Here is a 24834-nt window from a genome sequence, read left to right on the forward strand (position 1 = left end):
GTCGCCGGCGTGAGCATCGATCGCATCTTCATCATCGGCCTCCCCGACCGATTCCGCGGCGCCGCCCTGGAAGCGGAACTCGAACGAGCCGGCATGTCGAGCCGTCGGAGCGACGGGATCCGGATCCGGCCGGATCGGATGCATCGACGCGACGACGTCGATCCCGTGGCGGCGGCGTTCCTGCTGCGCCGCCCGATGAGCGCCGCCGAGGTCGGCTGCGCACTGGCGCACCAGCGCGTCTACGAGCAGATCCTCGATGAGGGCCTCGGTTTCGCGATCGTCTTCGAAGACGACGCGCGCCTACGTCGTCCGCTCGATCACGACGCGCTCGTGGATCTGCTCGCGGTCGCGCACCCCCGCGTCGTGGCCCTCCACGCCCCACGTGGCTTCGCCATCGTCGACGAGACACGCGCGTCCGTCGGCGGAACCGCAAAGGTCGTGGCGTATCCGACGATCGTGCCGCCTACGACGACGACCGCGTACGCGCTGAACAGCGCGGCCGCCGACGTGCTCCTCCGCCGTGGCCGGCCCATCTCGCACGTCGCGGACTGGCCTGTCTGGGCGGAGGTGCACTGCGAGTTCCTCGTGCTCGCGGAACCCGTCGCCGAGCCCGACGAGCAGGCGGGCTCCCAGATCGACCGGCCCGAGGCCGAGGCGAGTCGGCGAGCGCGACTGATCGGCCGGGTCGGCCGCATCCTCCACCTCGATTGGGTGCTGCATCGCCGGCTCTACGGCGACTACCGCACGTTCGTCATGCACGAGCTGCTGCGGCAGCCCGCGTACGCCTGGGCGAAGCACCGGACGTCGCCGGAAGGGTCGGACCGGACGGACGGGTCGGACCGGACGGACGAGCCGGACCTTCCGATCGCCGCGCCGCCGGTGATGAGGTGGGCTGTTCGTGCGCTGACGGGCCGGCGTCCCGACGTGACCCGACGAAGGCTCGCCGAGGTGTCGACGTGATCGCGCTGCAACGGGTGACGAACGTGCTCGTCGTCACCGTCCTCCTCCTGCCTGTCGCGTCCGGCCTCGGAGCGCCACGCGTCGCGGGCAGCATCCTCACAGGCATCCGGGTCCTCGACGTGATGTGGTTCCTCCTCGCCGCCGCTCTGTTGGCCCTCGCCTTCCTGCTGGTCACGGGCCACGGCGTCGACTCCAGCCGGCTCAGGAGCATCCCGGTGTTCGCGGCCGCGGCGATGGCGCTGCTCGGATGGGTGGCGTACCGCGACCTCGCCGAGGGCGAGTTCCATGCGGTGCTGAAGATCCTGGTCGAGCTCGGCCTCGTGGCGTCGTTCCTGATCGTGGCGCGGTGCGGTGCGAGTGTGCTGGCGCCGGCACGCTGGGCCTTCCGGATCGCGGCAGCGTTGAGCCTGGTCGCCTGGCTCGCGGCCCCGAGCCAGTACGTGAACATGGGGCTCGACTTCATCGACTCCGGCAAGATCATCGCGACGCTGCCCAGTGTGCAGGGCGTGCTCAGCCACCCGAACTACACCGGGCTCTACTTCGCCGCGGGGCTCGGCTTGGAGATCGCCCACTGGGGCCGCGGCCGTATGCTGACCACAGTCGCATCCACGGCGGGCATGGCCGCGGTGCTCGCCGCCTCGCAGGCCCGCAACGCGATCCTGTCCGGTCTGGTCGCCGTCCTCGTCGTCCTCCTCATCCGGTCGGATCGAGCCCGTGCGGCCCGCGTCGTCCTGTCCGGCGTGCTCCTCGTCTCGCTGCTCCCACTGGTCTTCATGGTGCCCACCTTCCTGACAGGCCGGCCGCCGAACTTCGACGCGCTCGCGCTGCTCGGTACTCGCAGCGCGCTTTGGCAGGGTGTGGCCGACATCATCCCGCAGTCACCCGTGTTCGGCTCGGGCCAGGCCGGCATCGATCGCGCCCGCGCGCTCGCCACGGATGTCGACGTGATCGAGGTGACGCACGCGCACAACCAAGTCCTCAATCTCGTGCTCGTCGACGGGTGCGCCGCCCTGGCGATCTACCTCTGGTTCGTGATCGCCGTCATGCGAAGCCTGACGGCCGGGTCGACCGCGTCTGCAGGCGCGGGCGCCCTGCTCGCCGTCATCCTCGTCTCGAGCATCTCGGAGACTCCGCTCGTGGAGTACATCCCGTTCGCCGGCGTCGTCGTGTTCGTGCTCCTGATCGGCGCGGTCGCGGAAGCCGGAACGTCGCCGCCGCGGGTCATTCCTGCCCACCGAACGGTCACGTCCCCGGGCGCGGGAGTGCGGGCATGACCGCGTTCGCCGATGTACGGCGCCTGCCCAGGCGGACCGTCGAGTTCATGCTCTACCTCAGCGGCCCTGCTGCGGCGATCGTGACCACCCCGTTCCTCGCCCGTGGGCTCGGACCCGAGGCCCGGGGGGAACTCGGCATCGTGCTGACCGTGATCGCCATCGCGACGATGGTGGGCAACCTCGGTCAGGCCGAGGTCCTCCTCGCGGATGCTCGGACGAGCGGCTTGTCCCCTTCGTCCGTCAGCATCACCCGGGTGGGCGGGGCCGTCGCCGCCGTCGCCGCAGCGGTCGTGCTCGTGCTCTCGGGCGTCGATCCCGTCATGACGCTGATCGGGTGCGCGGCGATTCCGTTCCTGGTCGCGATGGGTCTCTGGTACAGCCTCGCGATCGCCGAGCGCGATACGATCCGGCCCGCACTGGCGAACGGCGTCGCAGCGCTGATCCGGCTGGCACTGATTCCGGTGCTCGCGGTCACGGCGGCCCTCACCCTCGCGAATGCCATCGCGATCCTGCAGTTCGCCGTCGTGATCGGTGCGGCGGTCGCGCTCGTACCGTATGCGCGTCGAGCCGCTCGACTGCCGCTGCATGCGGGCGCGAGATCGGTCGGGTCCGCGCTGCACGCCGGATTCCCCGTAGTGGCCTTCCTCCTCATCGCGACCATTTCCCTGCGCGCCGACCTGTTCGCCGTCGCGCTCATGGGCGATGCGGAAGCCCTCGGCACGTATGCCGCGGTCGTCGCACTCGGTCAGGCGGGTCTGGCCGTCTCCGCCCACTTCCGCGCCCGCGTGCAGGCAGCCGCGCAGGCTCACGACGAACCCGACCTGGTGCGACGCGTGCTTCGCGAGTGGGCCCCTCTGCTCCTGCTCTGCGTCGCCGCGATCGTCGGTGCGGCGCTGCTCGCGGAGCCGGTCGCCGAGGTCTTCTTCGGCCCGGAGTACACCGGGGCGGCGACCCTGGTGCGGTTCGTCGCCGTCAGCGCGAGCGCCCAGCTCATGCTCGACGTGGTTCACGGGTTGCTGACGGTGCTCGGCCTGCGCCGGGAGATGGTCGTCACCGCGTCGATCGGCGCCGTGGCGACGATCGCCCTCCTCGTGCTCCTCGTGCCCGTGCTCGGGCCGGTCGGAGCCGCCATCTCAACGGCCGTCGCCGCCGCGTCGGCGACGGTCGTCGGCGGGCTGATCTGCCTGCGCGAGCTCCGGTCGAGGGCGGCGCTGGGATGAGCCGATGAAGGTCGACGTCTACCACTCGATCCGCTGGTCGCGGTACAAGGCACGGGTGTTCTCCGCCCTGCACCGGATCGCCGACGACGGCGACGAGATCCGTGTCGTCCAGATCGCCGACACGGACTCCGATCGCGCGGGCCTCGGCGACGTGGATCTGTCGTACCACCGCTACCCGCACGACGTGCTCTTCCCGGGCGCCTACGACACCATCCCGAGGGGCAGACTCATGCGGACCCTCTTCGCTCGCGTCTACCGCTCCGACGCCGACGTCGTCGCCATCGCGGGCTACGACCGGCCCGAACACTGGGCGATGCTCGCTGCTGCAGTGATGTCGCGTAAGCGACGTGCGGTGTTCTGCGACTCGACGCTGCTCGACCGTCGGCAGTCGCGCCTGAAGGGGCCGATGAAGCGCCTGTTCTTCCGCTGGTGCGATGCCTTCCTGGCGTACGGCTCGCGATCGTCGGAGTTGCTCGTGCACTACGGCGCTGACATCGGCGACGTGTTCGAGCCCTGCCAGGCCGCGGCCCTGCCCGACGCGTATACCGTCGCCGGCGCCCGCGATGCCAGGACGCATGCACGCCGCGTCGCGGCCGGCCCCGAGATCCTCTACGTCGGCCGCCTGGCGCCGGAGAAGTCGCTCCCGACCTTGCTCGAGGCCTTCGCGACGATCGCCTCGGCACGCCCGGACGCGCACCTGACGGTCGTGGGATCGGGCCCCGAACGCTCGGTGCTCGAGGCGATCGCGGCGGGTCTGGGCATCGGCGGCGCGACCCGATTCACCGGCGCACTCGCCGCAGCGGATCTCGCCGCCGCGTATGCCCGGGCCTCGGTCCTCGTTCTGCCGAGCCTGAGTGAACCGTGGGGCCTCGTCGTGAACGAGGCGCTCCACTACGGTTGCCCCGTGGTCGTGAGCGACCGATGCGGGTGCGTGCCGGAGCTGGTCGTCGACGGCGAAAGCGGCTACGCCTTCCGTGCCGGGGACGCGGTCGATCTCGCGGCGAAACTGGTCGACGTCCTCGACGATCCTCGCGAGGTCGCGGAGGTGGCTCGCCGCTGCCAGGCCGAGGTGGCGCCGTTCACGCCCGAGCGCGCGGCACAGCGCATTCTCGAGGGGTGCCGGCACGCGTTCGGAACGCACCCCGCGCGCCGCGCGGGCGAGTCCCGCGGGGGCTACCCGGCCGAGGCCCCCCTCGTGGCATCCGAGTAGTCCGCGACCAGCTGCTCGACCACTCGCTCGATCGAGAACCGTTCGGCGACGAGTCGGCGAGCACTCGCGCCGAGCGCCCGTCGCCCGTCGGCGTCGAGCAGCAGTCGCTCCATCGCGGCTTCCAGTGACTCCGGGTTCGAGTCGACCACGATGCCCGCCACACCGTCCCGCACTGCGGGCGCCAGCCCGCAGCTGTCGGTCACGATCACCGGCTTCCCCAACGACATCGCCTCGAGGGCGGACATCCCGAACGGTTCATCCACCGAGGGCAGTACGAAGTAGTCGGCACGCGAGATCCGATCCGCCGTGCGGTTGAGGGCGAGCGCCCCCTCGAGCCGGACGCGGGCCGCGACGTCGCTCGGCGCCGAGCGGATCGCGTCCGCCACTACGGCGCGCTCACCCTCATCCGGTCCGACGATCGCGAACCGGGCATGCGGATGTCTCGCGGCGATCGAGATCGCCGCCTCAGCGAAGGCGAGGGGACGCTTGCGAGGGTGCAGCCGCCCGAGGAACAGCCCCTCCGGACCCGCCGCATCTCCGGCTGGTGCGGACGGTGCGGACGGCGGAGCCGACAGCGGTGGCAGCTCGATCCCGTTCTCGAGCAACGTGATGCTCGTGCCGCCAGTCCCTGTGCGGCGGAGAGCGGCGGCCTCTCCCTCGTTCAGCGCATAGGCGGTTCGCGCACCCGACATCGCGCGACGGAGGACCACGGCGTCGAACGCACGCTGCGCCACGTTCCTCGGCGGGAGCATCATGCCGTGGGTCTGCACGACATAGGGCACGCCAGAGGTCCTCGCCACGAGCGCCGCCGGCGCGGTCAGCAGGTCGCGCGCGAGGTGCACGTGGATGGCGTCTGCGCGCGGCGCGACCGTGCGAAGCCAACGGGTCAACGACGGTGAGGCGAGCGAGCCGAATCCGGGCAGGCCGAGCACGTGCCGTGCCCGGAACAGCTTCACGGGCGCGCCGTCGATCGAGTCGGGTGCGTCCGAGCCGTAGCCCGACTGCCCGGCGACAAGGATCGCATCGTGGCCGGCAGCGCGCAGTGCGCGGACCTGGTTGACGGCGACGCGCAACGGGCCGCCGTACGCGCCGTCGGGCGATGCGAGCGCCACGACATGGAGGATCCTCACCGGCCGAGGTCCGAGCCTTCGGCCTCCGGGAACCTGACCGAGTCCGGCCCGGAGCCCCGCCGCACGACGTTGGCCGGGACATCCGCGTCGACGAGCGTGAGCGGACCGATCAGCGCGGATCTGCCGACGGTGACCCCGCCGGTGACCACGCAGCGGGACGAGATCCACGCACCCGGCTCGATCGCGATCGGTCTGGTGATCAGGGCCATGTCCCGCCGATGGGCGTGGCTCCCGGTCGTCAGCATCGTCTCCTGGGAGATCACGACGTCGTGACCGACCTCGATACGGTCCTGGTTGTGGAACCAGACGCCCTCACCGATCCAGGAGTCGTCCCCGATGCTGAGCTTCCATGGAAACCGCACGCGGGTTCGCGGGCGGAAGGTGACCCCCCGGCCGATCTGCGCGCCGAACGCGCGAAGGACTGCGATGCGCAGCCGAGAACTGACCTGCCAGGCGTTCGTGACGAACAACAGCTCGGCGACGCCCCACGCGGCGACGAACCAGAGGGGCCGGTCCCAGGCCGTGCGTTCACCCGGTGCCCTCGCGAGCGGCAACACGGGTACCCAGTTCGGGGGCGATTCGCTCTCGCTCATCCGATTCCTCCCCTCGTCGGGGTTATGGTCTGCCATATGCACCGGCGTCCGCTTCGCGTTGCAATCCTAGGACTCAACTATGCACCCGAGCCCACTGGGATCGCACCGTACACGACCGCCCTCGGCGAGGACCTCGTTCGGCGAGGCCATCGGGTCCGGGTCTTGACGACCCATCCGCACTATCCCGCGTGGCGGATCATGGACGGGTACGGTCGCTGGCGAACGAGCGGGGTCGTGGCCGGCGTCGAGGTCACACGACTCCGGCACTTCATCCCGAGGAGGCCGACCCACCTGCAGCGCATCGCCTCGGAGCTCAGCTTCGGGCTGAGAGTGGTCTGCTCCCCTTGGGGTCGGCCCGACGTGGTGGTGACGGTCTCGCCCGCGCTCTTCGCCACCTGGCTGATCCGCATCCGCTTGGCCCTGACGCCGCGCCGGCCTCGGAACCTGGTGTGGGTGCAGGACCTCTACGCTCGCGGCGTGGCGGAGACCGGCGGGCGCGGCCTCGGACTGCGACTCGTCGAGCAGGTCGAGTCGACGACGATGCGGGGGGCGGACGCGGTCGTCGCGATCCATTCCCGCTTCCGCGGACCCCTCACGACGGGGTTGCGCGTGCCGGCCGACCGAATCGAGGTCATCAAAAACTGGACCCACGTCGAAGTGCGGGCGCCCGTCGATCGCGGCGCCGCCCGCGCACTCCACGGCTGGAGCGACGACGAGACCGTCGTCGTCCATGCGGGCAGCATCGGGGCGAAGCAGGCACTCGAGCACGTCGTGTCGGCGGCGAGGGAAGCCGGGCATCAAGGCGGGCGCCTGCGGTTCGTCATCGTCGGCGACGGCAACCAGGCGCCACGGGTGCGTGAGCTCGCACACGGGGTGGACAATCTCGACCTGATCGACCCGCTCCCCGGTGACGAGTTCGTGGAGCTGCTCGCCGCCGCCGACGTCCTGCTGGTCAACGAGCGGCCCGGACTCCTCGAGATGTCCGTGCCGAGCAAACTGACCACGTACTTCGCAGCCGGGCGGCCGATCGTCGCCGCCACCGATTCGGGCAGCATCACCGCGCAGGAGATCGGGCGATCGGGCGCGGGTCTTCGCGTCGATCCCGGTGATCCTCAGGCACTGATCGACGCCGTGCTCGTCCTCCGCGGCGACCCGGCGCTGGCCGCGCGGCTCGGGTCGTCGGGGAGGGCCTACCGCGAGCAGTCGCTCGATCAGGCCGGCTCGCTCGATGCCTTCGCAGCACTCATCGAGCGCATCGCCGTGGTGAAGGCCGGCGCGGATCCGGCATCGGCCCCGGCGCGAGGCCTCGCCAGCACCCCGAGCCGGCCGGCGGCCGGCTGAACTACGCGAAGGGCCCTGCCACCCACAGCAGGCAGAGCGCCCCTGCGGCGATGAAGACGATCCACGACGGATGCCGCCCGCGGCTGTAGACCAGCGGCAACAGGCTGCACGCGAGCAGGGTCCAGCCGATCGCGGCGACGACGACGGACGCCGTCGTGCCGATCGCGAAGAGCAGGAGCACGACGGCGACGCCGGCCGCGAGCATCGACGTCACGTGCCACGCGAAACGGATCGTGCCGAGCGGGAACTCGACACCGCGAAGCTTCGGAAGCTCGGCCTGCCGGTACAGCGGGCCGACAATGTACACCTCGCCGAGGATCGAGTGGGCGATGCCGAGCACCGTCATCAGGGCGGCAGCGACGAAGAGCATGTGCTGACGCTATCGACAACGGCGGGCTCCGTGCCGGGTTCAGCCGGTCGCGGGCACGAACGTCACCGCGTTGGTGCGCAGACAGCCGGCGGCGCCGTTCGTGAGCGTGACCGCCCCGCGGTGCCCGCCCCGCGGTGCCCGCGGGGAACCGCGTCGTGCCGAGCAGCGCCCGGCGAGCTTCGCGTCTCGGAGCTCTGTGTGCACTCATTGGGCTCGGCCAGTCCTCCGTCTCCCGCATGATGTCGGCCCTCGACCGCATGAAGTTCGTCATCCAGGACGGTCGCCCGGGCCGCTACCGACCCGGGCCCGCAGCGGTGTCGCTCGGCACCATCGCCCTCAACGGGTCGCAGATCTTCCGCGCCTCCCGCCAGATCGCCCAGAACCTCGGCATCGGCGTCAACGTCGTCGAGCTCAGCGGGTTCACGCTCACGTACCTCTGCAATTTCGAGGCTGCCCGCCGCCCGCCGCCACGCCGCCCGCCGCCACGACCTTTCGCCGCGTCACGACCCGTCCGAATCGCCGTCACTCCGCAAAGGGTCGTGGCGGCGCGTGGGGCAGCGTGAGTTCCGCGCCGCAGCGTGAGTTCTGCGCCGCAGCGTGAGTTCCGCGCCGCAGCGTGAGTTCCGCGCCGCAGCGTGAGTTCTGCGCCGCAGCGTGAGTTCCGCGCCGCAGCGTGAGTTCCGGCCGCGACGCCTACTCGAGCTCGCGCAACCGCGCCGCGACGCCGCCGCCCTGATTGGTGCGTCGCTCCGATCCGACGGCGATCGCGAGCAGCACCGCACCCGCCGTTGCGAGCGTGATCCACCACGGCATCGCGCCGACGGCGCGGTCGACCTGAGCTGAGAACACCACGATGTTCTCGATCGGCAGCACCGCGAGCCCGAGCAGGAACGGCGCCGCGAGCTTGCGCGACGAACCGACGAGGATGGCGACGAGCGCGAGCGCGATCACGAGGATCGGCCGGTACAGCTGCGGGTCGGTGCCGGTCGCGAGCACCGACGGCAGGAACGTCAGCACGATGCCGGGCGCGAGCAGGCGCCAGCTGCCGCGGAATCCGATCGGCCACGAATTGAGCGACGGATGCACCGGCGCAGCGGCCGGCCGCATCGCGATGATGCCGGCCGCAAGCACGGCGAGCCCGAGCGGCAGCGAGAACACCTCGACCCGCAGATCGCGTTCGCTCCAGCCCTGGACCCCGGTCACCCACGCGAGCACATACGTGAACCAGAACGGCGGCAGCACCGGTCGAGCCCTCCTCGCAAGCGCGATCGTGATGAGCGCGAGGGCGAGGACCAGCGCCATGAGCACCCAGAGCGTCCAGATCGCGAACCATTCGCGTCGGATCGCCGTGATCGGCCCGGCAACGAGGAAGACCAGGGCGGGAGCGAAGAGCCACCTCGTGCGCAGCAGCCACTGGTCGAGCCTCGCCGCGGCGGCGGTCGCCGCGGAAGCCCCTGAAGACGCGGAGCCCGCGGCACCCGCGGTACCCACGGAGCCCGCGGCACCCACGGCACCCACGGTACCCACGCCACCCACGGCACCCCCGGCACCCGCCGACGCCGCCGCCCGCTCCGCCGCGCCGCGCAGCAGCCACACCGAGACGACCGCGAGCAGCACGCCACCGAGCGTCAACACGAGCACGGGCACCATGACGAGGCGGGGGTCGGCGCCGACGAGCACGTCACGCACGAGACCCCAGCGCATGGCCTGGATCGGAGCGGCGGCCGCCGCAACCAGCGCGCCCGCGAAGACCGGGGCACGGAGCATCCGCAGCCCTGACGTCTCTGCGACACGAGAAAGCACCACGCCGACGGCGAGCAGCACGACGGATGCCGCGAGCAGCGCCGCCGTGCGCCACGCGAACGCCTCTTCGGCCGAACCCCACGCGGCGAGCAGCACGAGCGACGGCACGAGCGCGCAGGCGAGGCCGGTCGCGAACAACGCCGCACCGCGGCGGCCGCGTGCCACGAGCAGCGCTCCGACGATCACCGCGGCGAGGGCGGGAGGCAGCGTGTACGGCTCGATCACGTCGACGCCGAGCATCGCCCACACGCACCAGAGCGCGCCGGTCCAACTCGCCGCGGCGAGCCACCAGCCATACCGTCGGCCTGCGACGATGCGCGTCGCCGCGAAGCCGAGGCCGAGCACGACGAGCACGGCCATCGCCGTGCCGAGTCCGGCGGCGTCGCGCACGAGCGCGAGCAGCACCGCGATCGCCGCGGTCACGAGGGAGGAGATCTCGATCCACAGGCGCACGGATGCCGCGGTGCCGGCGTCTTGGCCACGGCCGACGAGCACCGCCTCGACGCCCTTCGTCGCCGGCAGCACGAGCGCGACGATCGCCGCGATGACCGGCAGCACGACCGGGGAACCGCTGACGTCGAGGAACTCCGAGCCGAGGCAGACTGCGACCACCGCGAGCGAGGGCACGAGGATCGTCGCTGCAGCGGAACGCACGAGGCGGTTCAGGCCGGGGCGCCGGGTGAGCACGAGCGCGAGGGCGAGCAGGAAGGTCACGCCCGTCGAGAGTGCCGTCCAACCGTTCGGCTCCTGCAACACGGTGGCGACCCCGATGAGGAACGGCACGGCGGTCACGACGAGGATCGCGTACCAGGAACGGGCGTCGACGCGGCGCACGAGCGTCGCGGCGAGCGCGCAGAGCGCGGCGGCCGTCGTCGTCAGGCAGAGCACGGCGATCGTCACGACCCCGAGGCGATCGAGTGCCGTCGCGAAGATCACGAGCGCATACGCGTACGCTGCCGCGACGTGCACCACCCGCACGCCGGTAGGCAGCGGGCGCGCGACGACGACGATCGCCGCCACGATGACGACGCCGACCGGCACCGTGATGGCCGGCTCGATCCAGCTGATGAACGCCGAGCCGATCAGGGCGACGTGGGCGAGTGCGATGAACGGCGCGCGCACGCTCGGGCGCGCACCGGTGAACCTCGACACGGGCAGGAGCACCGCGGCCGAGGCGAGCACTGCGATCGCGATGCCGACGCCGGCTCCCGCGAGCGGCGGGAGTGCCGGCCATCCAACGAAGGCCGCGGTGCCGACTGCACCGATCCACAAGGAAAGAACGAGCATGCCGACGGGGAATCCAGCACGGAGCTCCGGCGGCTCGGAACGTCGGGTCGCACCGGCGAGCGCGGCGACCCCGAGCGCGGCGACGAGGAGTCCGAGCACACCTGCGAGCACGGCGTCGGCGGGCAGCCCGAAGTCGGCGACGACCGCCTCACCGCGCTCGCTGCTCGCTCCTCGGAGCGGCGCGAGGCCGGTACCGACGAACGCCAGCGCGACCGAGCCGAACGTGGTCAGCGCCACCGATCCGGCGGGCAGCGCGGCACCGAGCCCGATGGTCAGCGTGCCGGCCTGCAGGGAGCGAGCTCGCACTGTGCCGCCGCGGACCACGAGCCAGACGAGTCCGGATGCCGCGACGGCGAGCGCACCCGCGAGCGGCATGAGCGTCGTGAGCCAGACCGCCTGCAGGTTCTGCGGGGCGAGCGGCAGCATGACGAGCGCGGCCGTGCCGAGTGCGCCCGCGGCGAAGCTCCAGAATCGCGGCATGCCGTTCCGTGTCGCGACGGCGGCGAGCACCGCGAGCGCCGCGAGCAGCGCCACGCGACCGATGACGCCCGACTGCGGAGTCGCGGCGGGCAGGAACACGAGTTGCGCGAGCACCACCACGCTTGCGAGCAGTTGCACGACTGTGAGGGTCACCCGGTCGGCGTGCAGTGCGCTGCCGAAGCGGGGCGCCGCGAGCTGCACGAGCCACTGCGCCCCCAGCGCCACTGCGACCACGCCGACGTGCCCCCAAGCCGTGCCCCACCCGCCGACGGCGTAGCCGAGGAAGGCCGGAACGACCGCGAGCCCGAGGAGGGCGGTCCACCACCAACTGCGGATGCGCGCGCGCCACGCGATCACGAGCATCGCGGCCGCCGCGATGAAGGTGCCGAGCCCGGCGAACGCCCATGCGCTGACGGCGGCGGGTGCGAGCTCTGAGAACGCCCACACGTCGAGGGCGAGAAAGACCATGCCGAGCGCGCCGATCGCCTCGGCCGAGAACTGCACGCCCCGCCGGCGGAGCATCCAGGCCCCCGCGAGGAAGAGCGCGGTCACGACGGCGATGACCGTGGTGCGCATCGCGAATCCGACGTCGGGGTTCAGGAAGGTGAAGACGATCGCGGCGACCGCGAAAAGGCCCGCCCCGGCCACGGCGAGCACGGATTGCACGCTCAGCTGCGAGGTCGAGGCCGGCGCCGCGACATCCACTCGCGGCAGTGCGGTCTCGGTCGCGCTGGTCGCGCCGATCGCATTCGGGGCATCGGATGCCGCGGCCACGCTCTGCACGGCCGTCGGTGCCGAGAGGCGCGGGCCGACCGGCACCCGGGCTCCCCTGGCGCTCGCTCGCACCTGCGCGGCCACGACCGGCGAGGCGGTCGGCAACGCCGCGATGAGTCGCTGCCGCTCGAGCACCGCATCGGCGGCGCGTTGCGAAGCAGCCCACAGCTGCGCACCTTCGGCACCGCGGAGGTCGGCCTTGCACGACGGGCAGATCGGGCTGTCTCGCAGCTCTTCGTCGCACCGTGGACAGATCGTCGAGGCGAGCAGATAACGGGCCGCCTGCTCATTCCATGCGCTCACCATTGGCGAAGTCTATTCACGCCGGATGCAGATGCGCCCGCGTCTTCAGTTGATCCACCCGCGGGTTTCCGTGTGCCGAGCGACGGCTGACGCGATGCGCTCGCCGACAGCGCGCTCGCTCGGGGACCCGATCGTCGACGCCGCCGTCGCGTATGCCTCCGCGAGTCCTGCGCGAATGTCTCGGGCGCGCGTCTCGGCCTCGTCCGCCGGAATGCGGAGCTTGCGTGCGATGCCCACGAAATTGCGAATGCCGATCGCGTCGAGACGATATTCGTCGCCGACCGTCATTGCCGAAGCCAGCGGGCGAGACGACGGATAGGCGAGGTGCGTTCCGAGGTCGTAGAGCGGGGCGAGCGTCGCGGTCTCCGCCCGCAGCAGGATGGAGTAGTTCTTGGCATGCGCGTCGGTGTTGGCAGCGGAGACATTGAACACCATCGCGTCGAAGAGCTGGCGCTGGCTGTTACGTCGCTGCTCGAGGTCGGGAAAGGTGTCGATGAGCTGTGCCATCTGCGCGAAGCCCGGGCCACCGTCGGCTTGGTACTTGCGAGCCGGGCTCACCGAGAGCGCCTGGCAGAAGTCTTCTTGGTGGTGACGGACCCAGATGCCGCGCTCGACCGCACGGTCATAGCGTGCAGACACGAAGACCCGATCGCCGCGGGTTGTCGTGTAGAGCTCGGCGTCGGCGACGTCGAGACCGAGTTGCGCCGCCGCCCTCATCGTGACGTACTCGTTCACATCGTGTTCGATGAACGGTGCGACCGCGGGCTTGAGGATATGGGTCGTCGGCGTCGCATCGGCCGGCACACCCCAGCTTCCATCGGCAGATCGAAAGAGTGCCGTCTTCGGTTGGGCACCGGGCAGACTCCAGCGCCCGGTCGCGTCGCGAGAGCCCCATGTGTCGGCGTGGGCGACGAGGTCGGCGATGACCTCGGCGACTTCGTCTTCAGAGAGTGGGTCGATTGCCGTTCGATGACCGGATGCATCGGTCGACTCGCTGCCCTCTGGAAGGATCTGCACGGCACCGGCGACGTCGCGGCCGACGTACGTCAGTAGCCCGAACGGATTTGCTGCCGAGGTGTGGAATTCGCGCGCCAGCTCATCGAGCCGCCCCGCGCTGTCGGGGAGCAGTCCCTGGAGGAATGGAAGTACTGCGCGCGACGGGTGCGTCGCGCGCGAAACCGGCATCGACATCGACAGCGGTGTCGCGTCGAGGCGAGCCCGGTACGACTCGTCATAGGTGAAGGTGACGGCCCCTGCCGTGGTCTGTTGCAGTTCACCGATGTACGTGCCGTCGAGGAAGACGTTCAACGATCGCATGCTCATCGTTCGTTCTCTTGAAGGTCGACCGAAAGCTCGAGCACGCCGAGCACGTCGAAGACGCGATCCAACCGAACGCTGGGCTTGCCGCCTTCGAAACGAACCACCCACTCGCGGGTGACGCCAGCGCGCTCGGCGAGGGCTTGTTGCGACCAATCCAGCGCCTCACGACGGGTTCGCACAGCGCCACCGAGTTCACGTACGGATCTGATTCGCATCGCGGCCTCCTTGGTGCGCGTTCGCGCACAACACCAAGTGTGCTCGATCGCGCACAGAAACGGAAGTGCACGATCGCGCACAAGATCAGAAGTGCGTTCTACGCCACATTGATGCGAATGTGACGGAGCCCAGAAGCACACGAAGAATCTTGTCTTTCGCCTCGCTTCTCATCGTGCAGTCGAGCGCCCTTGACGATGCGGTCGACGACGTTGCGCGGCCCGCGCAGGCCGATGCCGACGAGATCGAGGTCGTCGGCGGCGACCGCGGCGACGGCAGCGCGGTTGGCATCGTCGTGCCCGGTCGAGAAGAGCTCCCGGGTGTACACCGCGAGCGACACCCCGCGAGCGGATGCCTTCGACCGGGCCGCCAGCAGCAGTTCGGCAGTGGCCGTCATCACGAGCACGGGCTGTCGCAGCATCGGCAGGTACTCGGTGCCGTCGCGATCGCGATACGGCGCCCCGGTGAGGTCGGGGCCGCTGGTTGCGATTCCGCTCATCAGAAACGCGGTCACGTTCAGCTCCTGCCACGGTTCCAGGTCGTCGCGCAGCACGACCACGACCTTCGTGTCGAAGCGGGGCGGAGCGGCGGGTTCGGGCGAGGCATCCGCAAGAGGCGAGGCATCCGCAATGGTGGGCATGCTCCCAGTCTTCGCGACGCGCACAGCGTGGTCTTGTACGTTTCTTGCATGGTCGACTCGGTGCGCGCGTGGCACCCCGCGGTGCCGTCGGTGCGGGAGGTACTGCACGCGACGTTCGAGCACCATGCCTACCCGGCGCACACGCACGACGACTGGACCGTGCTCCTGATCGACGACGGTGCCGTCGCCTACGACCTCGACCGTGCAGCCCATCACGCGACGCCTGCGTCGATCACGCTCCTTCCTCCGGGCGTGCCGCACGACGGGCGCTCGGCGATCGACGGCAAGGGGTTCCGCAAGCGTGTGGTGTACCTCGAATCCCAGTGGCTGCCTGCGAGTGCAGCGGATGCCGCGGCGACACGCCCCACCCTCGTCGCTCCCGACTCGATCGCAGCCGTTCGGCGTCTCCACGCGGCGCTCCGCTCCCCCGCGGACGTCATGGCCGCCGAGCACTCGGTGCTGTTCTTGCAGCAGCAGGTGCTCGCCCACCTCGGCTCCCCGTTGCGGCCCGTTCGAGACGCGCCCTTGGCGCGGCGCCTGCGCGAACTGCTCGACGACCGTCTTCTCGAGACGTTCACGATCGCCGAGGCCGCTCGGCTGCTCGGTGCGCATCCGAGTCATCTGGTGCGCGTCTTCTCCGGAACCTACGGCATCGCGCCGCACCGCTACGTGACCGGGCGCCGGGTCGACCGAGCACGTCGGCTCCTGCTCGACGGCCATCCGCCCGCCGACGCCGCGGTGCACGCCGGCTTCCACGATCAAGCCCACCTCACCCGCCACTTCCGTCGGATCCTCGGCACGACCCCCGGCGCCTTCGCGGCGGAGCCCCGGCCGGCGCGACGCTGATTTCTCGGCGCTGATTTCTAGGCGCCGGCACCGCCGTCGACCGGCACGATCGCGCCCGTCACCATCGAAGCCCGGTCGCTGAGCAGCCACGCGGCAGCCTCCGCGATCTCTCGAGGTTCGGCCATCCGGCCGAGCGGGATGGTTGCCGTGATCCGCTCGACGATGCCGGGGGTCGCCGCCTCCCACGCATCGATCATGTCCGTGGCCGTGCCACCTGGAGTGATGCCGTTCACCCGGATTCCCTCGCCTGCCCAGCTCACCGCGGCAGACTCGGTGATGCTGTTGAGCGCACGCTTCATGGCGCCGTACGCGGGGAGGGCGGCGTTCGCACGACGGCTGCCGATGCTCGAGGTGTTGACGATCGCCCCACCGCCGTTGCGACGCATGAGCGCGGCCTCGGCGGTCATGGCGGTCCAGTGCGAGCGGAAGTTCACGGCGAACTGCTCGTCGATATCGTCATCGCTCGTGGTGTCGAGCGGGCCCGGCCGGCGCTGAATGGCCGCGCCGTTGTTGAAGGCGCCGTCGAGCCGGCCGTGCAGTTCGTCGACGCGCTCGAGGGCTGCGCGGATGCTTCCAGGGTCGGCGAGGTCGAGCGCGACGGCGTCTGCGACGCCTCCGTCGGAGCGGATCTCGCTGACGATGCGGTCGAGGGCATCCGTGCCGCGAGCGGCGAGCACGACGGCGGCGCCCTCGGCGGCGAAGAGCCGGGCCGAAGCGGCGCCGATGCCGCGGCTGGCGCCGGTGATGAAGACGACCTTGCCGGTGAGCAGGCCGATCGGGGTGGTGTCGATGCTGTTCGTCATATCGACAGTGTCACCTCGAACCGGAGCCCGGATTCAGGTACAGACGGTACCAGGGTCCGCGACGCTCGAGCGCGCAGAATGGGGACATGGACAAGCAAGAGCTCGGCGCGTTTCTCCGCAGCAGACGTGAGCGGCTCCGGCCAGAAGACGTCGGCCTCCCTTCGGGGCCGCGGCGAAGGACGCCCGGGCTTCGACGTGAAGAGATCGCGGTGCTCGCGCACATCTCCACCGAGTACTACGTCCGCCTCGAGCAGGGCAGGGCGCCGCGCCCATCGGGCGAGGTCCTCGCGGGCATCGCCGGCGCGCTCGGACTCACCGACGCCGAGTCCGACCACCTCCACATCCTCGCGGGCACCGCGCCCTCCCGGGTGGGCCTGCACCGGCGAGATGTCCGCCCGAGCATCCTGGCGCTTCTCGAGCGGCTCCCGCTGACGGCTGCGATCGTGACATCCGCAGCGTTCGAGGTTCTCGCATGGAACGATCTCGCGGTCACGCTCATGGAGGACTTCAGCAGCCTCGCCCCCGAAGACCGCAATCTCGCGCGAAAGGCGTTCCTCGGAACTCGACGCCCCGACGTCGCGCTCTATGGAATCTCCGACGGCGCCGAATTCCGGCGGAACGCCGTCATGGAGCTTCGAGCGACCACCGGCCGATACCCGTCGGACCTCGCCGTGACCGGCCTCGTCGAGGAGCTCCGCAACGGCAGCCCCGAATTCGCCCGGCTCTGGGAGCAGCATGACGTACAGGCGGCACCGACGTTCAGGAAGACCTTCCGGAACACGGCCGTCGGAGAGATCACCGTCGACTGCGACTCCCTCTTGCTGACCGACCGCGACCAGCACCTCGTGCTCTACAGCGCACCGCAAGGTTCCCGCGACGCTGAGAATCTCGCTCTCCTCAACGTCATCGGTACCCAGAACATCGACGCCGGCGAGACGCGCTGATCGATCCGAATACCGCCGGCCCTGGCCTCCCACCCCGAGGCTGAAGCGCTCTGTTTCGCGAGTGCCCACTGCGATGACCTTCGTCCGACCGGGAACCGTGCTTCCCGTACTGCTCCTCGACGAACGGGAACATTGAACTTTTCGGTTCAGTGTCATACACTGAACCACATGGTTCAGCAACAAGCCCCCACCCCGGTAAGTCTCGACCGGGCATTCGCGGCCCTCGCCGACGAGACCCGGCGCGGCATCCTGACCCGGCTCGGCTCCGGCCCAGCCACGATCACCGAGCTCGCCGAACCGAGCGGCATGACCCTCACCGGCATCCGCAAGCACGTCGACGTGCTCGAGACCGCCGGGCTCGTCGCGACCGAGAAGATCGGTCGCGTGCGGCAGGTCAGCCTCGGCACCGAGCGATTGGACGACGCCATGTCGTGGATCACCTTCTACCAGCAGCTCTGGGCGCGCCGCCTCGACGGACTCGACGCCTACTTCACCCTCACGAAAGGAACGGAATCATGAGCAACACCGACACGAACGAGACGATCGGGCTCCGGCTCCAGCGTCAGCTTCCCGCGTCACCCGACGATGTCTTCGACGCCTATACCGACGCCGAGAAGCAGAAGATCTGGTTCTCGATCCTCGACGAAGAGCCCGGCGTCGTCGAGATCGAGGTCGATCTGCGTGTCGGCGGCACGCAGACCGCCGTCTGGGGGCCCAACCGCGACACTCTGTTCCGCGAGGTGCAGACGTTCCTCGAGATCGATCGCCCGCACCGGCTCGTCACCGAGTCGACCGGCAGCGAGCCCGACGGCAACACGATGACGACGCACATCGTCGTCACCTTCGAGGCGAACGACGGCGGCACGCTCATGACCGTCGAGCAGACCGGCTTCCCGACGCCCGAGGTGCGCGACTTCTTCCAGACGCAGGCCTGGATCGGCGCCTTCGACCGCATCGAGGCGTACCTCACCCGCGGCTGACGACCCCTCGCTGGTCGAGTAGGCCGCCTGCGGCCCACCCGCCGGTCGAATACCGCCCGACGAAGGAGGACGCGTATCGAGACCTCGCAACGGGTCTCGATACGCTCGCTGGCGCTCGCTACTCGATCAACGGTGGGGAGACCGCGCGCGCGATGTGCGCCGCGAGGGCGCTCGTCGACGCGACGTCGGCGAGTGCGGCGGCGCCGTCGAGCGGGTGCGCCTCACCGAGCCGGATGTCGGCGCCGGGCAGCGTCGCACGCACGGCCGAGACGAAGTCGCGTCCGAGGACTTCGCCCATGAAGAGCCCGCCGACTCCGCGCACGCGCGGCTCCGGGGCATCCGCGCCGCCCACGCGCCGAAGACCTGCGAGAGCGGATGCCGCGAGCTCGCGTGCTGCGCCCGCGACGAGCGCCCCGGCGACGGCGTCACCGGCCGCTGCGGCCTCGGCGACCGCCCTGGCGTACGAGGCGACGCGCTGCACGCGCTCGGGATCGCCCTGCAGTTCGATGTAGGCCGACTCGAGGTCGGGAAAGTCCGCGCGCACGATGTCGGTCAGCGCGGTCGCGTCGCCCCGGCCGTCGTGGTGCCGCATGACGGCGTCGAGCCCGGCTCGGCCGAGCCAGAATCCGCTGCCGGCATCGCCGATGAGATAGCCCCACCCGTCGACGCGGGCGATGTCGGTGGCCCCGACTGCGAGGGTCACGACGCCGGTGCCCGCTGCAACCACGGCCCCGGGCTCGTCGCCGAGCGCACCGAGGTAGGCGGTGATGGAGTCATGTGCGAGGTGCACGCTGCGCGCACCGATCGGCGCGGCCGCGGCGAGCAGGTAGCCGGCATCGGCCTCGTCGTCGGTGAGTCCCGAGACGCCGAGCCCGACACGCTCAGCGACGCGCCCTGCCTCGTGCGCCTGGTCGATGATGCGGGCGAGCTGCGGCAGCAGCGGCAGATCGGTGCGAATGCCGGGCGCCGACCACTCCGTGACCCCCGAGGCATCCGCGTGCCGGATCTTGATGCCGGATTGCCCTGCGTCGATCGCGAGTGTGCTCGTCGCATTCACGGTGTACTGCTCCATTCGCGGGAACGCTCGGCGACCAGACTGCGAGCGATTTTGCCTCGGGCACCGGAGAGCACAAGCCCGCCCGTACCGCGGAGACGACGCTATCAGTCCGGGCACGGCCGACGTGGCGCGCCGGTTCAGGGCACGACGGGCACCGGCGACGAGAGGTCGTCGATGATGCGGTCGATCTCGGTGAGGGCGTAGCGGGCGAGCGCCCGCTGCGCGACATCCGCTGGGCGGCCCTGTTCTTCCTCGAGGTCGCCGATCACGATGATGTTCTCGTCGTTCAGGGTGTTCGCGGGTGCCGTGTAGTTGAAGCTACCGACGATGGTGAGCCGCTCGTCGATGACCATGAGCTTGTGGTGGAGCTTGCGCACCCCCGTGTTGCGCTTGTTGGCGAAGAGCTCGACGTCGCCTCGGCCGAGGTCGCTCGTCGCCGCCCACTTCGCCGCGCCCTGGCCGCGGTCGAGCACACCGCGGATGCGCGTGACGAGCGGCCGCAGGCGGATCATCGTGTCGTCGATGCCGGATGACTGGGCGAACGTGAACATCGCGAAGTCGATGCTCTCGCGCGCCTTCAGCATCTGCTTCATGATCTCCATCTCGGGTCCGTGCCGCGGAGCGAAGAGCGGTTTGACCCGCACCTCGGGCAGGTCGAACTCCTTCGGTCTCGGTTCGACGCGCTCGTGCAGGTCGCCGAACGTGCCGGAGCGCATGCGCTCGAACTCGCGCAGGTACTCGGTCGCGGCGTGCTGGCCGTGCAGCACGACGACGTGGTTGAGGTTCTGGCCGGCGTCGATTCCGGATGCCTCGTTCTTACCGGTGTCGGTGAGGGTGAAGTTGGTCGAGCCAGTGAGCACTGCGGCCGTCGGCTTGCCAGAATCGCGCACGATGAACTTCTGGTGGAAGATCTTCGGATTCAGGTCGCTGATGACGTCGACCCGCGCCTTCAAGAGGGCGCCCTGAATGATGCGATTCTCTTCATGCGCACCCGTGACACCCCACGGATCCTCAAGCGCCTTCTCCTCGGTGAGGTAGTCGCCTTCGAGGATGACCCGCACCCGCACGCCGCGGAGCTTCGCCGCGAGGATCGCCTTGGCGATGGGCCGCGAGTCGATCTCCTGCACGGCGATCGCGAGGCTGTGCTTCGCCTCGTCGATGAAGTCGCGCACCGCCTGGTCGAGATCGTCGGGGCCGCCGACCTCGGTCGGTCCCATGTACAGCTCGACACCGCCGATGGTGACCGGCATGGCGCACCTCTTTCATGAGTGTTCCTCACTCAAGCGTGACCCAGCTCGCCCGCCCGAGCATCAGTGCCGACCCGGAACTCCGCTGGTCGAGTAGCGAGCGCCAGCGAGCGTATCGAGACCCCTACGCCGACCCGGAACTCCGTTGGTCGAGTAGCGAGCGCCAGCGAGCGTATCGAGACCCACCGCACCGCTACGCTGGCGAACCATGAGCGCGCCCATCGTCATCTCCGGACCCGCCGCCTGGAACCGGATCGTCTACCTCGAGCACCTCCCCGAGCCCGTGCCGCACATGCAGTTCGCGCTCGACGACTACGAGACCGTCGGCGGCACTTCGGCCGGTAAGGCGCTGGGCCTCGCCGGGCTCGGTCGGTCGGTGCTGCTGCACACGCTCATCGGCGACGACGACGAGGGCCGTCGCGTGCAGGGCGCGCTCGAGGCATCCGGCGTCGAACTCGCGAGTCTGCCCTCCGAACGCACCGAGAGCCACCTGAACCTCATGACGCGCGCCGGCGAGCGCGTCTCGCTCTACCTCTCAGCACCCGCCGATCCGGGTACGCCGTCGACTGTCGAACTGACGCAGGCGATGACGGATGCCCCGGCGATCGTGCTCGACCTCTCCGAGCGTTCGCGCGGGCTCATCGACGCGGCGCGCGCGACCGGTCGCCCGATCTGGACCGACATCCACGACTACGACGGCAGCGCCGACTTCCACCGGCCCTTCATCGAGGCCGCCGACTGGATCTTCATGAACGCCGACCGCATCGGCGACGACCCACGGCCCTTCATGGAGGAGTGCGTGCGCGGCGGGGCATCCGTCGTCGTGTGCACCCTAGGAGCGCAGGGCGCGATCGCGATCAGTGTCGGCGAAGACGGGCGGATGCAGCTGACCGACGTCGCGGCGGTGCCGGTCGAGGTGCTCGACACCAACGGGGCCGGCGACGCCTTCATGGCCGGAGTGCTCGACGCGCACCTCGCCGGCGCTTCGCTCGCCGACGCCCTCGACGCGGGATCTCGGCATGCCGCGACGGTGCTGACCACGCGGCACCTGCACCCCGTACTCGACGGCGTGCTCGCGTAGCCCGCGCACCACCCGTTGGTCGAGTAGCGAGCGCACCACCCGTTGGTCGAGTAGTGAGCGCCAGCGAACGTATCGAGACCCGGACCACACACCCCGCTGGTCGAGTAGTGAGCGCCAGCGAACGTATCGAGACCCGTTGCGAGGTCTCGATACGGCCGCGGGCGGCCTACTCGACCAACGGATGCCGCCCGAGTGCGGTCACCCGCGCTCCCGTGTACCGTGTCCGTCGAACGTGGGGAGCACACGATGGTTCTGAAGCACCAACGCAGTGGCGTCGCCGAAGACGACGTCTATTGGCATGAGTCGATCGAGGGAACGTCGATCGGCTCAGAGGTGTCGCTCATCCTCACGTACAACTCGAAAGACGGGTCGGGGCCGCGGCTGCATCTGCATCCGTACACCGAGACCTTCGTCATCCGGCACGGGCGCGCGCTGTTCACGGTCGGCGACGAACAACTGGAGGCGGTCGGCGGTCAGGTACTCGTCGTGCCGGCGCAGACGCCGCACAAGTTCGTGATCATCGGTCCCGAGGCGCTCATCTCCACGCACATCCACGCGAGCCCGACCTTCATCACCGAGTGGCTCGAGTGATGCGCTGGCACGACCCCGCCTACGCCGGCGTGATGTTCGTGTTGTCGCGGAACAGGTTGCCGGGGTCGACCTCCCGCTTGAGGGCACGCATCCGGTCGAGCGTCGCCGGCGGGTAGGCTGCGGCGACCGATTCGGGGCCCTGCTCGGTCTCGAAGCTCACGTATGCGCCCGTGAAGTGCGGGGCGAGCAGCTCGTTCCAGAACGCGCTCGTCTGGTTCCGGCTCGAACCGAACGCGACGACCGAGAACTCGGCCGAGCGGTGCGCGAACGCCGTGGCATCGGCGGGCACGTCGTGCACGGCACCGCCGACGGCACGCAACTGGAAGAAGTAGCTCGCCCCGCTCGCCAGGAACCGGGCGACGTCGCGGGCGAACTCCGGCGTGATGCGCCCGATGATGCCCGTGCGCGAGGTCGGCTCGCCCTCGGCGCCGTGACTGCCGTCGGCGGCGTTCGAGATGATCGACTCGTAGGTCGTGAGCCGCACATCCTGCCCGACGAGCGGCGCGACCTCGGCGAGCGGCGCCAGCCGCGCGAGCACCGTGTCGGGGTCGTCGGAGTCGATCACCGCCATCACCCTCGCGACCGGCGGTTCGCCCGGGCGCGCACCGCCCATGAGCATGAAGCTCGTGACGTCCCGAGGCGAATCGACGACCCAGTCGCCCCACGCCTGCAGGAACCCCGCGGTGTCGCTCGCGTCGAACGCCAGTTGCGCGAAGCCGACTGCGCCGACCTCGTCGACCTCGAATTCGAACGCGGTGACGATGCCCATGTTCGCGCCGGCGCCGCGCACAGCCCAGAAGAGTTCCGGATGCTCCGTGGCATCCGCTCGCACCAGGCTGCCGTCGGCCAGCACCACCTCGGCGGCGCGCAAGTGGTCGATGGTCAGCCCGTGTTCGCGCACGAGCCAGCCGATGCCGCCCGCCGTGGCGAGCCCGCCGACCCCGACGCCGCCGTAGTCGCCCGACGAGAGCGCCCAGCCATGCGGCGAGAGGAACGCCGCGACGTCTTGCCACCTCGCACCGGCCTCGATGCGCACGAGCCGGTTCGCTTCGTCGAGCACCTCCATCGCGTTCATTCGCGAGAGGTCGATGACGATGCCGCCGTTGTTCGTCGAGCGGCCGCTGATGCCGTGGCCGCCGCTGCGCACGCCGAGGGGCACATCGGGATTCGCTCGCGCGAAGCCGACTGCGTCCGCGACCTGTTGCGCGTCGGCCGGTCGCAGCACGAGCCCGGGCGAGCCGCCCCGCATGTACGTCGACTTCACGCGCACGTAGCCCGCATCGCCGGGTTCGATCGCATCGGCGGCGAGCGAGGCGGGCACTGCCTCGTAATCGATGCCGTCGCGGCGCTTCGCGCGCACCGTCGAGCTGCGCACGACACTGCTCGCCGAGCCTGTCGAAGCGTCGCCCCCTGAGCCCGTCGAAGGGATTCCGGAGGACGCACCGATCGAGTCACGGGATGCCGCGGCATCCGTCACCCGAAGTTCACGCGCGACCGCCTCGCGCAGCGCGGGCGCGACCTCGTCGGCGAAGTGCGCGATCGTGCCGGGGTCGTCGCTCGCGAGGATGAAGGTGCCCATGCCGTCGTCGACGACGTACGGCAACAGCTGCTCCACCCACTGGGCGGCCGGCCCGTCGAGGAATCCGCCGCCGACGCCCGCCGAGAACCGGCCGCCGATGTTCACGAGGCGCCGGATCTCGCGGGGGTCGCGCCCGGCGCCGACCGCAGCCTCGTCGATTCTGGCGTTGCCCGCGGCGAGGTCGCCGGGCTGCAGGTAGGCGAGCGAGGGCAGCCAGCCGTCGCCTTTGCGCCCGATGAGCCGCAGCATGCGGGGCTTGAGCGCACCGATGATGATCGGGATGTTGTGGGCGGGCGCCGGCCCGCGCTTGGCGCCGCTGACCCGGTAGTACTCGCCGTCGACCTCGAACCGGGCTCGATCCCCCTGATCCCAGACGCCACGGATGATGTCGATCGCCTCGGAGAGCGCATCGACCGCCTGACCGGGAGTGAGGCGGCGGCCGCCCATCGCCTCGATCGCATCCCAGAACCCGCCGGCGCCGAGGCCGAGCTCGAAGCGCCCGCCCGAGAGCAGGTCGAGACTCGCGGAGGCGCGAGCGAGCACGGCCGGCGGCCTCAGCGGCAGGTTCGCGACATTCGCCGAGAGGTGGATGCGCTCGGTGCGAGCAGCGACCCAGGTGAGCAGCGTCTGCGTGTCGTGGAATGACGGCTGATACGGGTGATCTTGAAAGGTGACGAGGTCGTAGCCGGATGCCTCGCTCAGCTCGGCGAGGCGCACTGCCGACTGCGGCGGATCGTTCTTCGGGGTGATGAAGGTGCCGAACTGCAGTTCGTGGCCGTAGTGCATCG

At 70.3% G+C, this 24834-nt stretch carries 23 protein-coding genes; 12 read left to right on the plus strand and 11 right to left on the minus strand.

Going from position 1 to position 24834, the window contains the following annotated elements; all coding sequences use genetic code 11:
- Positions 1-9 precede the first annotated feature (9 nt).
- Genes AC1C2S_RS07785 through AC1C2S_RS07800 form a run of 4 tightly spaced genes read left to right on the plus strand, consistent with a single transcriptional unit; the run spans position 10 to position 4664 of the window.
- Positions 10-960, plus strand: coding sequence for a glycosyltransferase family 25 protein (locus AC1C2S_RS07785; protein ID WP_495351955.1), 951 nt, complete (start codon positions 10-12; stop codon positions 958-960).
- Positions 957-2234, plus strand: coding sequence for an O-antigen ligase family protein (locus AC1C2S_RS07790; RefSeq protein WP_495351956.1), 1278 nt, complete (start codon positions 957-959; stop codon positions 2232-2234). The genes AC1C2S_RS07785 and AC1C2S_RS07790 overlap by 4 nt, the downstream gene beginning before the upstream one ends.
- The gene (locus tag AC1C2S_RS07795; RefSeq protein ID WP_495351957.1) at positions 2231-3454 is read left to right on the plus strand and encodes a lipopolysaccharide biosynthesis protein; all 1224 of its coding nucleotides are present in this window, start codon (positions 2231-2233) and stop codon (positions 3452-3454) included. The genes AC1C2S_RS07790 and AC1C2S_RS07795 overlap by 4 nt, the downstream gene beginning before the upstream one ends.
- Before the next feature lie 4 nt (positions 3455-3458).
- Positions 3459-4664, plus strand: coding sequence for a glycosyltransferase (locus AC1C2S_RS07800; RefSeq protein WP_495351958.1), 1206 nt, complete (start codon positions 3459-3461; stop codon positions 4662-4664).
- Here the strand turns inward: AC1C2S_RS07800 and AC1C2S_RS07805 are convergent.
- Both AC1C2S_RS07805 and AC1C2S_RS07810 read right to left on the minus strand, forming a co-directional pair.
- On the minus strand, positions 4628-5776 hold the full coding sequence (locus AC1C2S_RS07805; protein WP_495351959.1) for a glycosyltransferase: 1149 nt from the start codon (positions 5774-5776) through the stop codon (positions 4628-4630). The genes AC1C2S_RS07800 and AC1C2S_RS07805 overlap by 37 nt on opposite strands.
- Positions 5777-5790: 14 nt before the next feature.
- The gene (locus AC1C2S_RS07810; protein WP_495351960.1) at positions 5791-6387 is read right to left on the minus strand and encodes an LbetaH domain-containing protein; all 597 of its coding nucleotides are present in this window, start codon (positions 6385-6387) and stop codon (positions 5791-5793) included.
- A gap of 36 nt (positions 6388-6423) precedes the next feature.
- Between AC1C2S_RS07810 and AC1C2S_RS07815 the strand changes: the two genes are divergently transcribed.
- The gene (locus AC1C2S_RS07815; RefSeq protein WP_495351961.1) at positions 6424-7728 is read left to right on the plus strand and encodes a glycosyltransferase family 4 protein; all 1305 of its coding nucleotides are present in this window, start codon (positions 6424-6426) and stop codon (positions 7726-7728) included.
- A 1-nt stretch (position 7729) separates the two neighbouring features.
- Here the strand turns inward: AC1C2S_RS07815 and AC1C2S_RS07820 are convergent, their stop codons facing one another.
- Complete coding sequence (locus AC1C2S_RS07820) at positions 7730-8098, minus strand: hypothetical protein (RefSeq protein WP_495351962.1); 369 nt, start codon at positions 8096-8098, stop codon at positions 7730-7732.
- A 257-nt stretch (positions 8099-8355) separates the two neighbouring features.
- On the opposite strand from AC1C2S_RS07820, the gene AC1C2S_RS07825 reads away from it, so the two are divergent.
- Complete coding sequence (locus AC1C2S_RS07825) at positions 8356-8661, plus strand: hypothetical protein (RefSeq protein WP_495351963.1); 306 nt, start codon at positions 8356-8358, stop codon at positions 8659-8661.
- 130 nt (positions 8662-8791) lie between these two features.
- Here the strand turns inward: AC1C2S_RS07825 and AC1C2S_RS07830 are convergent, their stop codons facing one another.
- The 4 genes from AC1C2S_RS07830 to AC1C2S_RS07845 all read right to left on the minus strand — a co-directional run bounded on the left by AC1C2S_RS07830 (position 8792) and on the right by AC1C2S_RS07845 (position 14918).
- A complete protein-coding gene (locus tag AC1C2S_RS07830) occupies positions 8792-12748 on the minus strand; it encodes an SCO7613 C-terminal domain-containing membrane protein (RefSeq protein WP_495351964.1) in 3957 nt (1318 codons plus the stop codon).
- A 42-nt stretch (positions 12749-12790) separates the two neighbouring features.
- The gene (locus AC1C2S_RS07835) at positions 12791-14068 is read right to left on the minus strand and encodes a HipA domain-containing protein (protein WP_495351965.1); all 1278 of its coding nucleotides are present in this window, start codon (positions 14066-14068) and stop codon (positions 12791-12793) included.
- The gene (locus tag AC1C2S_RS07840; RefSeq protein ID WP_495351966.1) at positions 14065-14280 is read right to left on the minus strand and encodes a helix-turn-helix domain-containing protein; all 216 of its coding nucleotides are present in this window, start codon (positions 14278-14280) and stop codon (positions 14065-14067) included. Before AC1C2S_RS07840 ends, AC1C2S_RS07835 begins: the two co-directional genes overlap by 4 nt.
- Before the next feature lie 98 nt (positions 14281-14378).
- The gene (locus AC1C2S_RS07845) at positions 14379-14918 is read right to left on the minus strand and encodes a DUF2000 family protein (RefSeq protein WP_495351967.1); all 540 of its coding nucleotides are present in this window, start codon (positions 14916-14918) and stop codon (positions 14379-14381) included.
- A 48-nt stretch (positions 14919-14966) separates the two neighbouring features.
- Between AC1C2S_RS07845 and AC1C2S_RS07850 the strand changes: the two genes are divergently transcribed.
- On the plus strand, positions 14967-15764 hold the full coding sequence (locus tag AC1C2S_RS07850) for a helix-turn-helix transcriptional regulator (RefSeq protein WP_495351968.1): 798 nt from the start codon (positions 14967-14969) through the stop codon (positions 15762-15764).
- Between the two features lie 17 nt (positions 15765-15781).
- Here the strand turns inward: AC1C2S_RS07850 and AC1C2S_RS07855 are convergent, their stop codons facing one another.
- Positions 15782-16567: an SDR family NAD(P)-dependent oxidoreductase gene (locus AC1C2S_RS07855; protein ID WP_495351969.1), complete on the minus strand. Its 786-nt coding sequence runs from the start codon at positions 16565-16567 to the stop codon at positions 15782-15784.
- Positions 16568-16653: 86 nt separating this feature from the next.
- On the opposite strand from AC1C2S_RS07855, the gene AC1C2S_RS07860 reads away from it, so the two are divergent.
- The 3 genes from AC1C2S_RS07860 (at position 16654) to AC1C2S_RS07870 (ending at position 18491) form a co-directional block, all read left to right on the plus strand.
- A complete protein-coding gene (locus tag AC1C2S_RS07860) occupies positions 16654-17511 on the plus strand; it encodes a helix-turn-helix transcriptional regulator (RefSeq protein ID WP_495351970.1) in 858 nt (285 codons plus the stop codon).
- A 168-nt stretch (positions 17512-17679) separates the two neighbouring features.
- A complete protein-coding gene (locus tag AC1C2S_RS07865; protein ID WP_495351971.1) occupies positions 17680-18030 on the plus strand; it encodes an ArsR/SmtB family transcription factor in 351 nt (116 codons plus the stop codon).
- Positions 18027-18491, plus strand: a complete 465-nt coding sequence (locus AC1C2S_RS07870) for an SRPBCC family protein (protein ID WP_495351972.1) — start codon at positions 18027-18029, stop codon at positions 18489-18491. Before AC1C2S_RS07865 ends, AC1C2S_RS07870 begins: the two co-directional genes overlap by 4 nt.
- Positions 18492-18609: 118 nt before the next feature.
- Here AC1C2S_RS07870 and AC1C2S_RS07875 read toward each other — a convergent pair whose 3' ends face one another.
- A complete protein-coding gene (locus tag AC1C2S_RS07875; protein ID WP_495351973.1) occupies positions 18610-19563 on the minus strand; it encodes a BadF/BadG/BcrA/BcrD ATPase family protein in 954 nt (317 codons plus the stop codon).
- 122 nt (positions 19564-19685) lie between these two features.
- A complete protein-coding gene (locus AC1C2S_RS07880; protein ID WP_495351974.1) occupies positions 19686-20798 on the minus strand; it encodes a phospholipase D-like domain-containing protein in 1113 nt (370 codons plus the stop codon).
- A gap of 205 nt (positions 20799-21003) precedes the next feature.
- On the opposite strand from AC1C2S_RS07880, the gene AC1C2S_RS07885 reads away from it, so the two are divergent.
- Together AC1C2S_RS07885 and AC1C2S_RS07890 are read left to right on the plus strand one after the other, a co-directional pair.
- The gene (locus AC1C2S_RS07885) at positions 21004-21876 is read left to right on the plus strand and encodes a carbohydrate kinase family protein (RefSeq protein ID WP_495351975.1); all 873 of its coding nucleotides are present in this window, start codon (positions 21004-21006) and stop codon (positions 21874-21876) included.
- Between the two features lie 246 nt (positions 21877-22122).
- On the plus strand, positions 22123-22467 hold the full coding sequence (locus AC1C2S_RS07890) for a cupin domain-containing protein (RefSeq protein WP_495351976.1): 345 nt from the start codon (positions 22123-22125) through the stop codon (positions 22465-22467).
- Positions 22468-22486: 19 nt separating this feature from the next.
- Here AC1C2S_RS07890 and AC1C2S_RS07895 read toward each other — a convergent pair whose 3' ends face one another.
- A complete protein-coding gene (locus AC1C2S_RS07895) occupies positions 22487-24832 on the minus strand; it encodes an LLM class flavin-dependent oxidoreductase (RefSeq protein WP_495351977.1) in 2346 nt (781 codons plus the stop codon).
- Between the last annotated feature and the right edge of the window lie 2 nt (positions 24833-24834).

Source organism: Agromyces sp. Y782 (assembly GCF_059445405.1).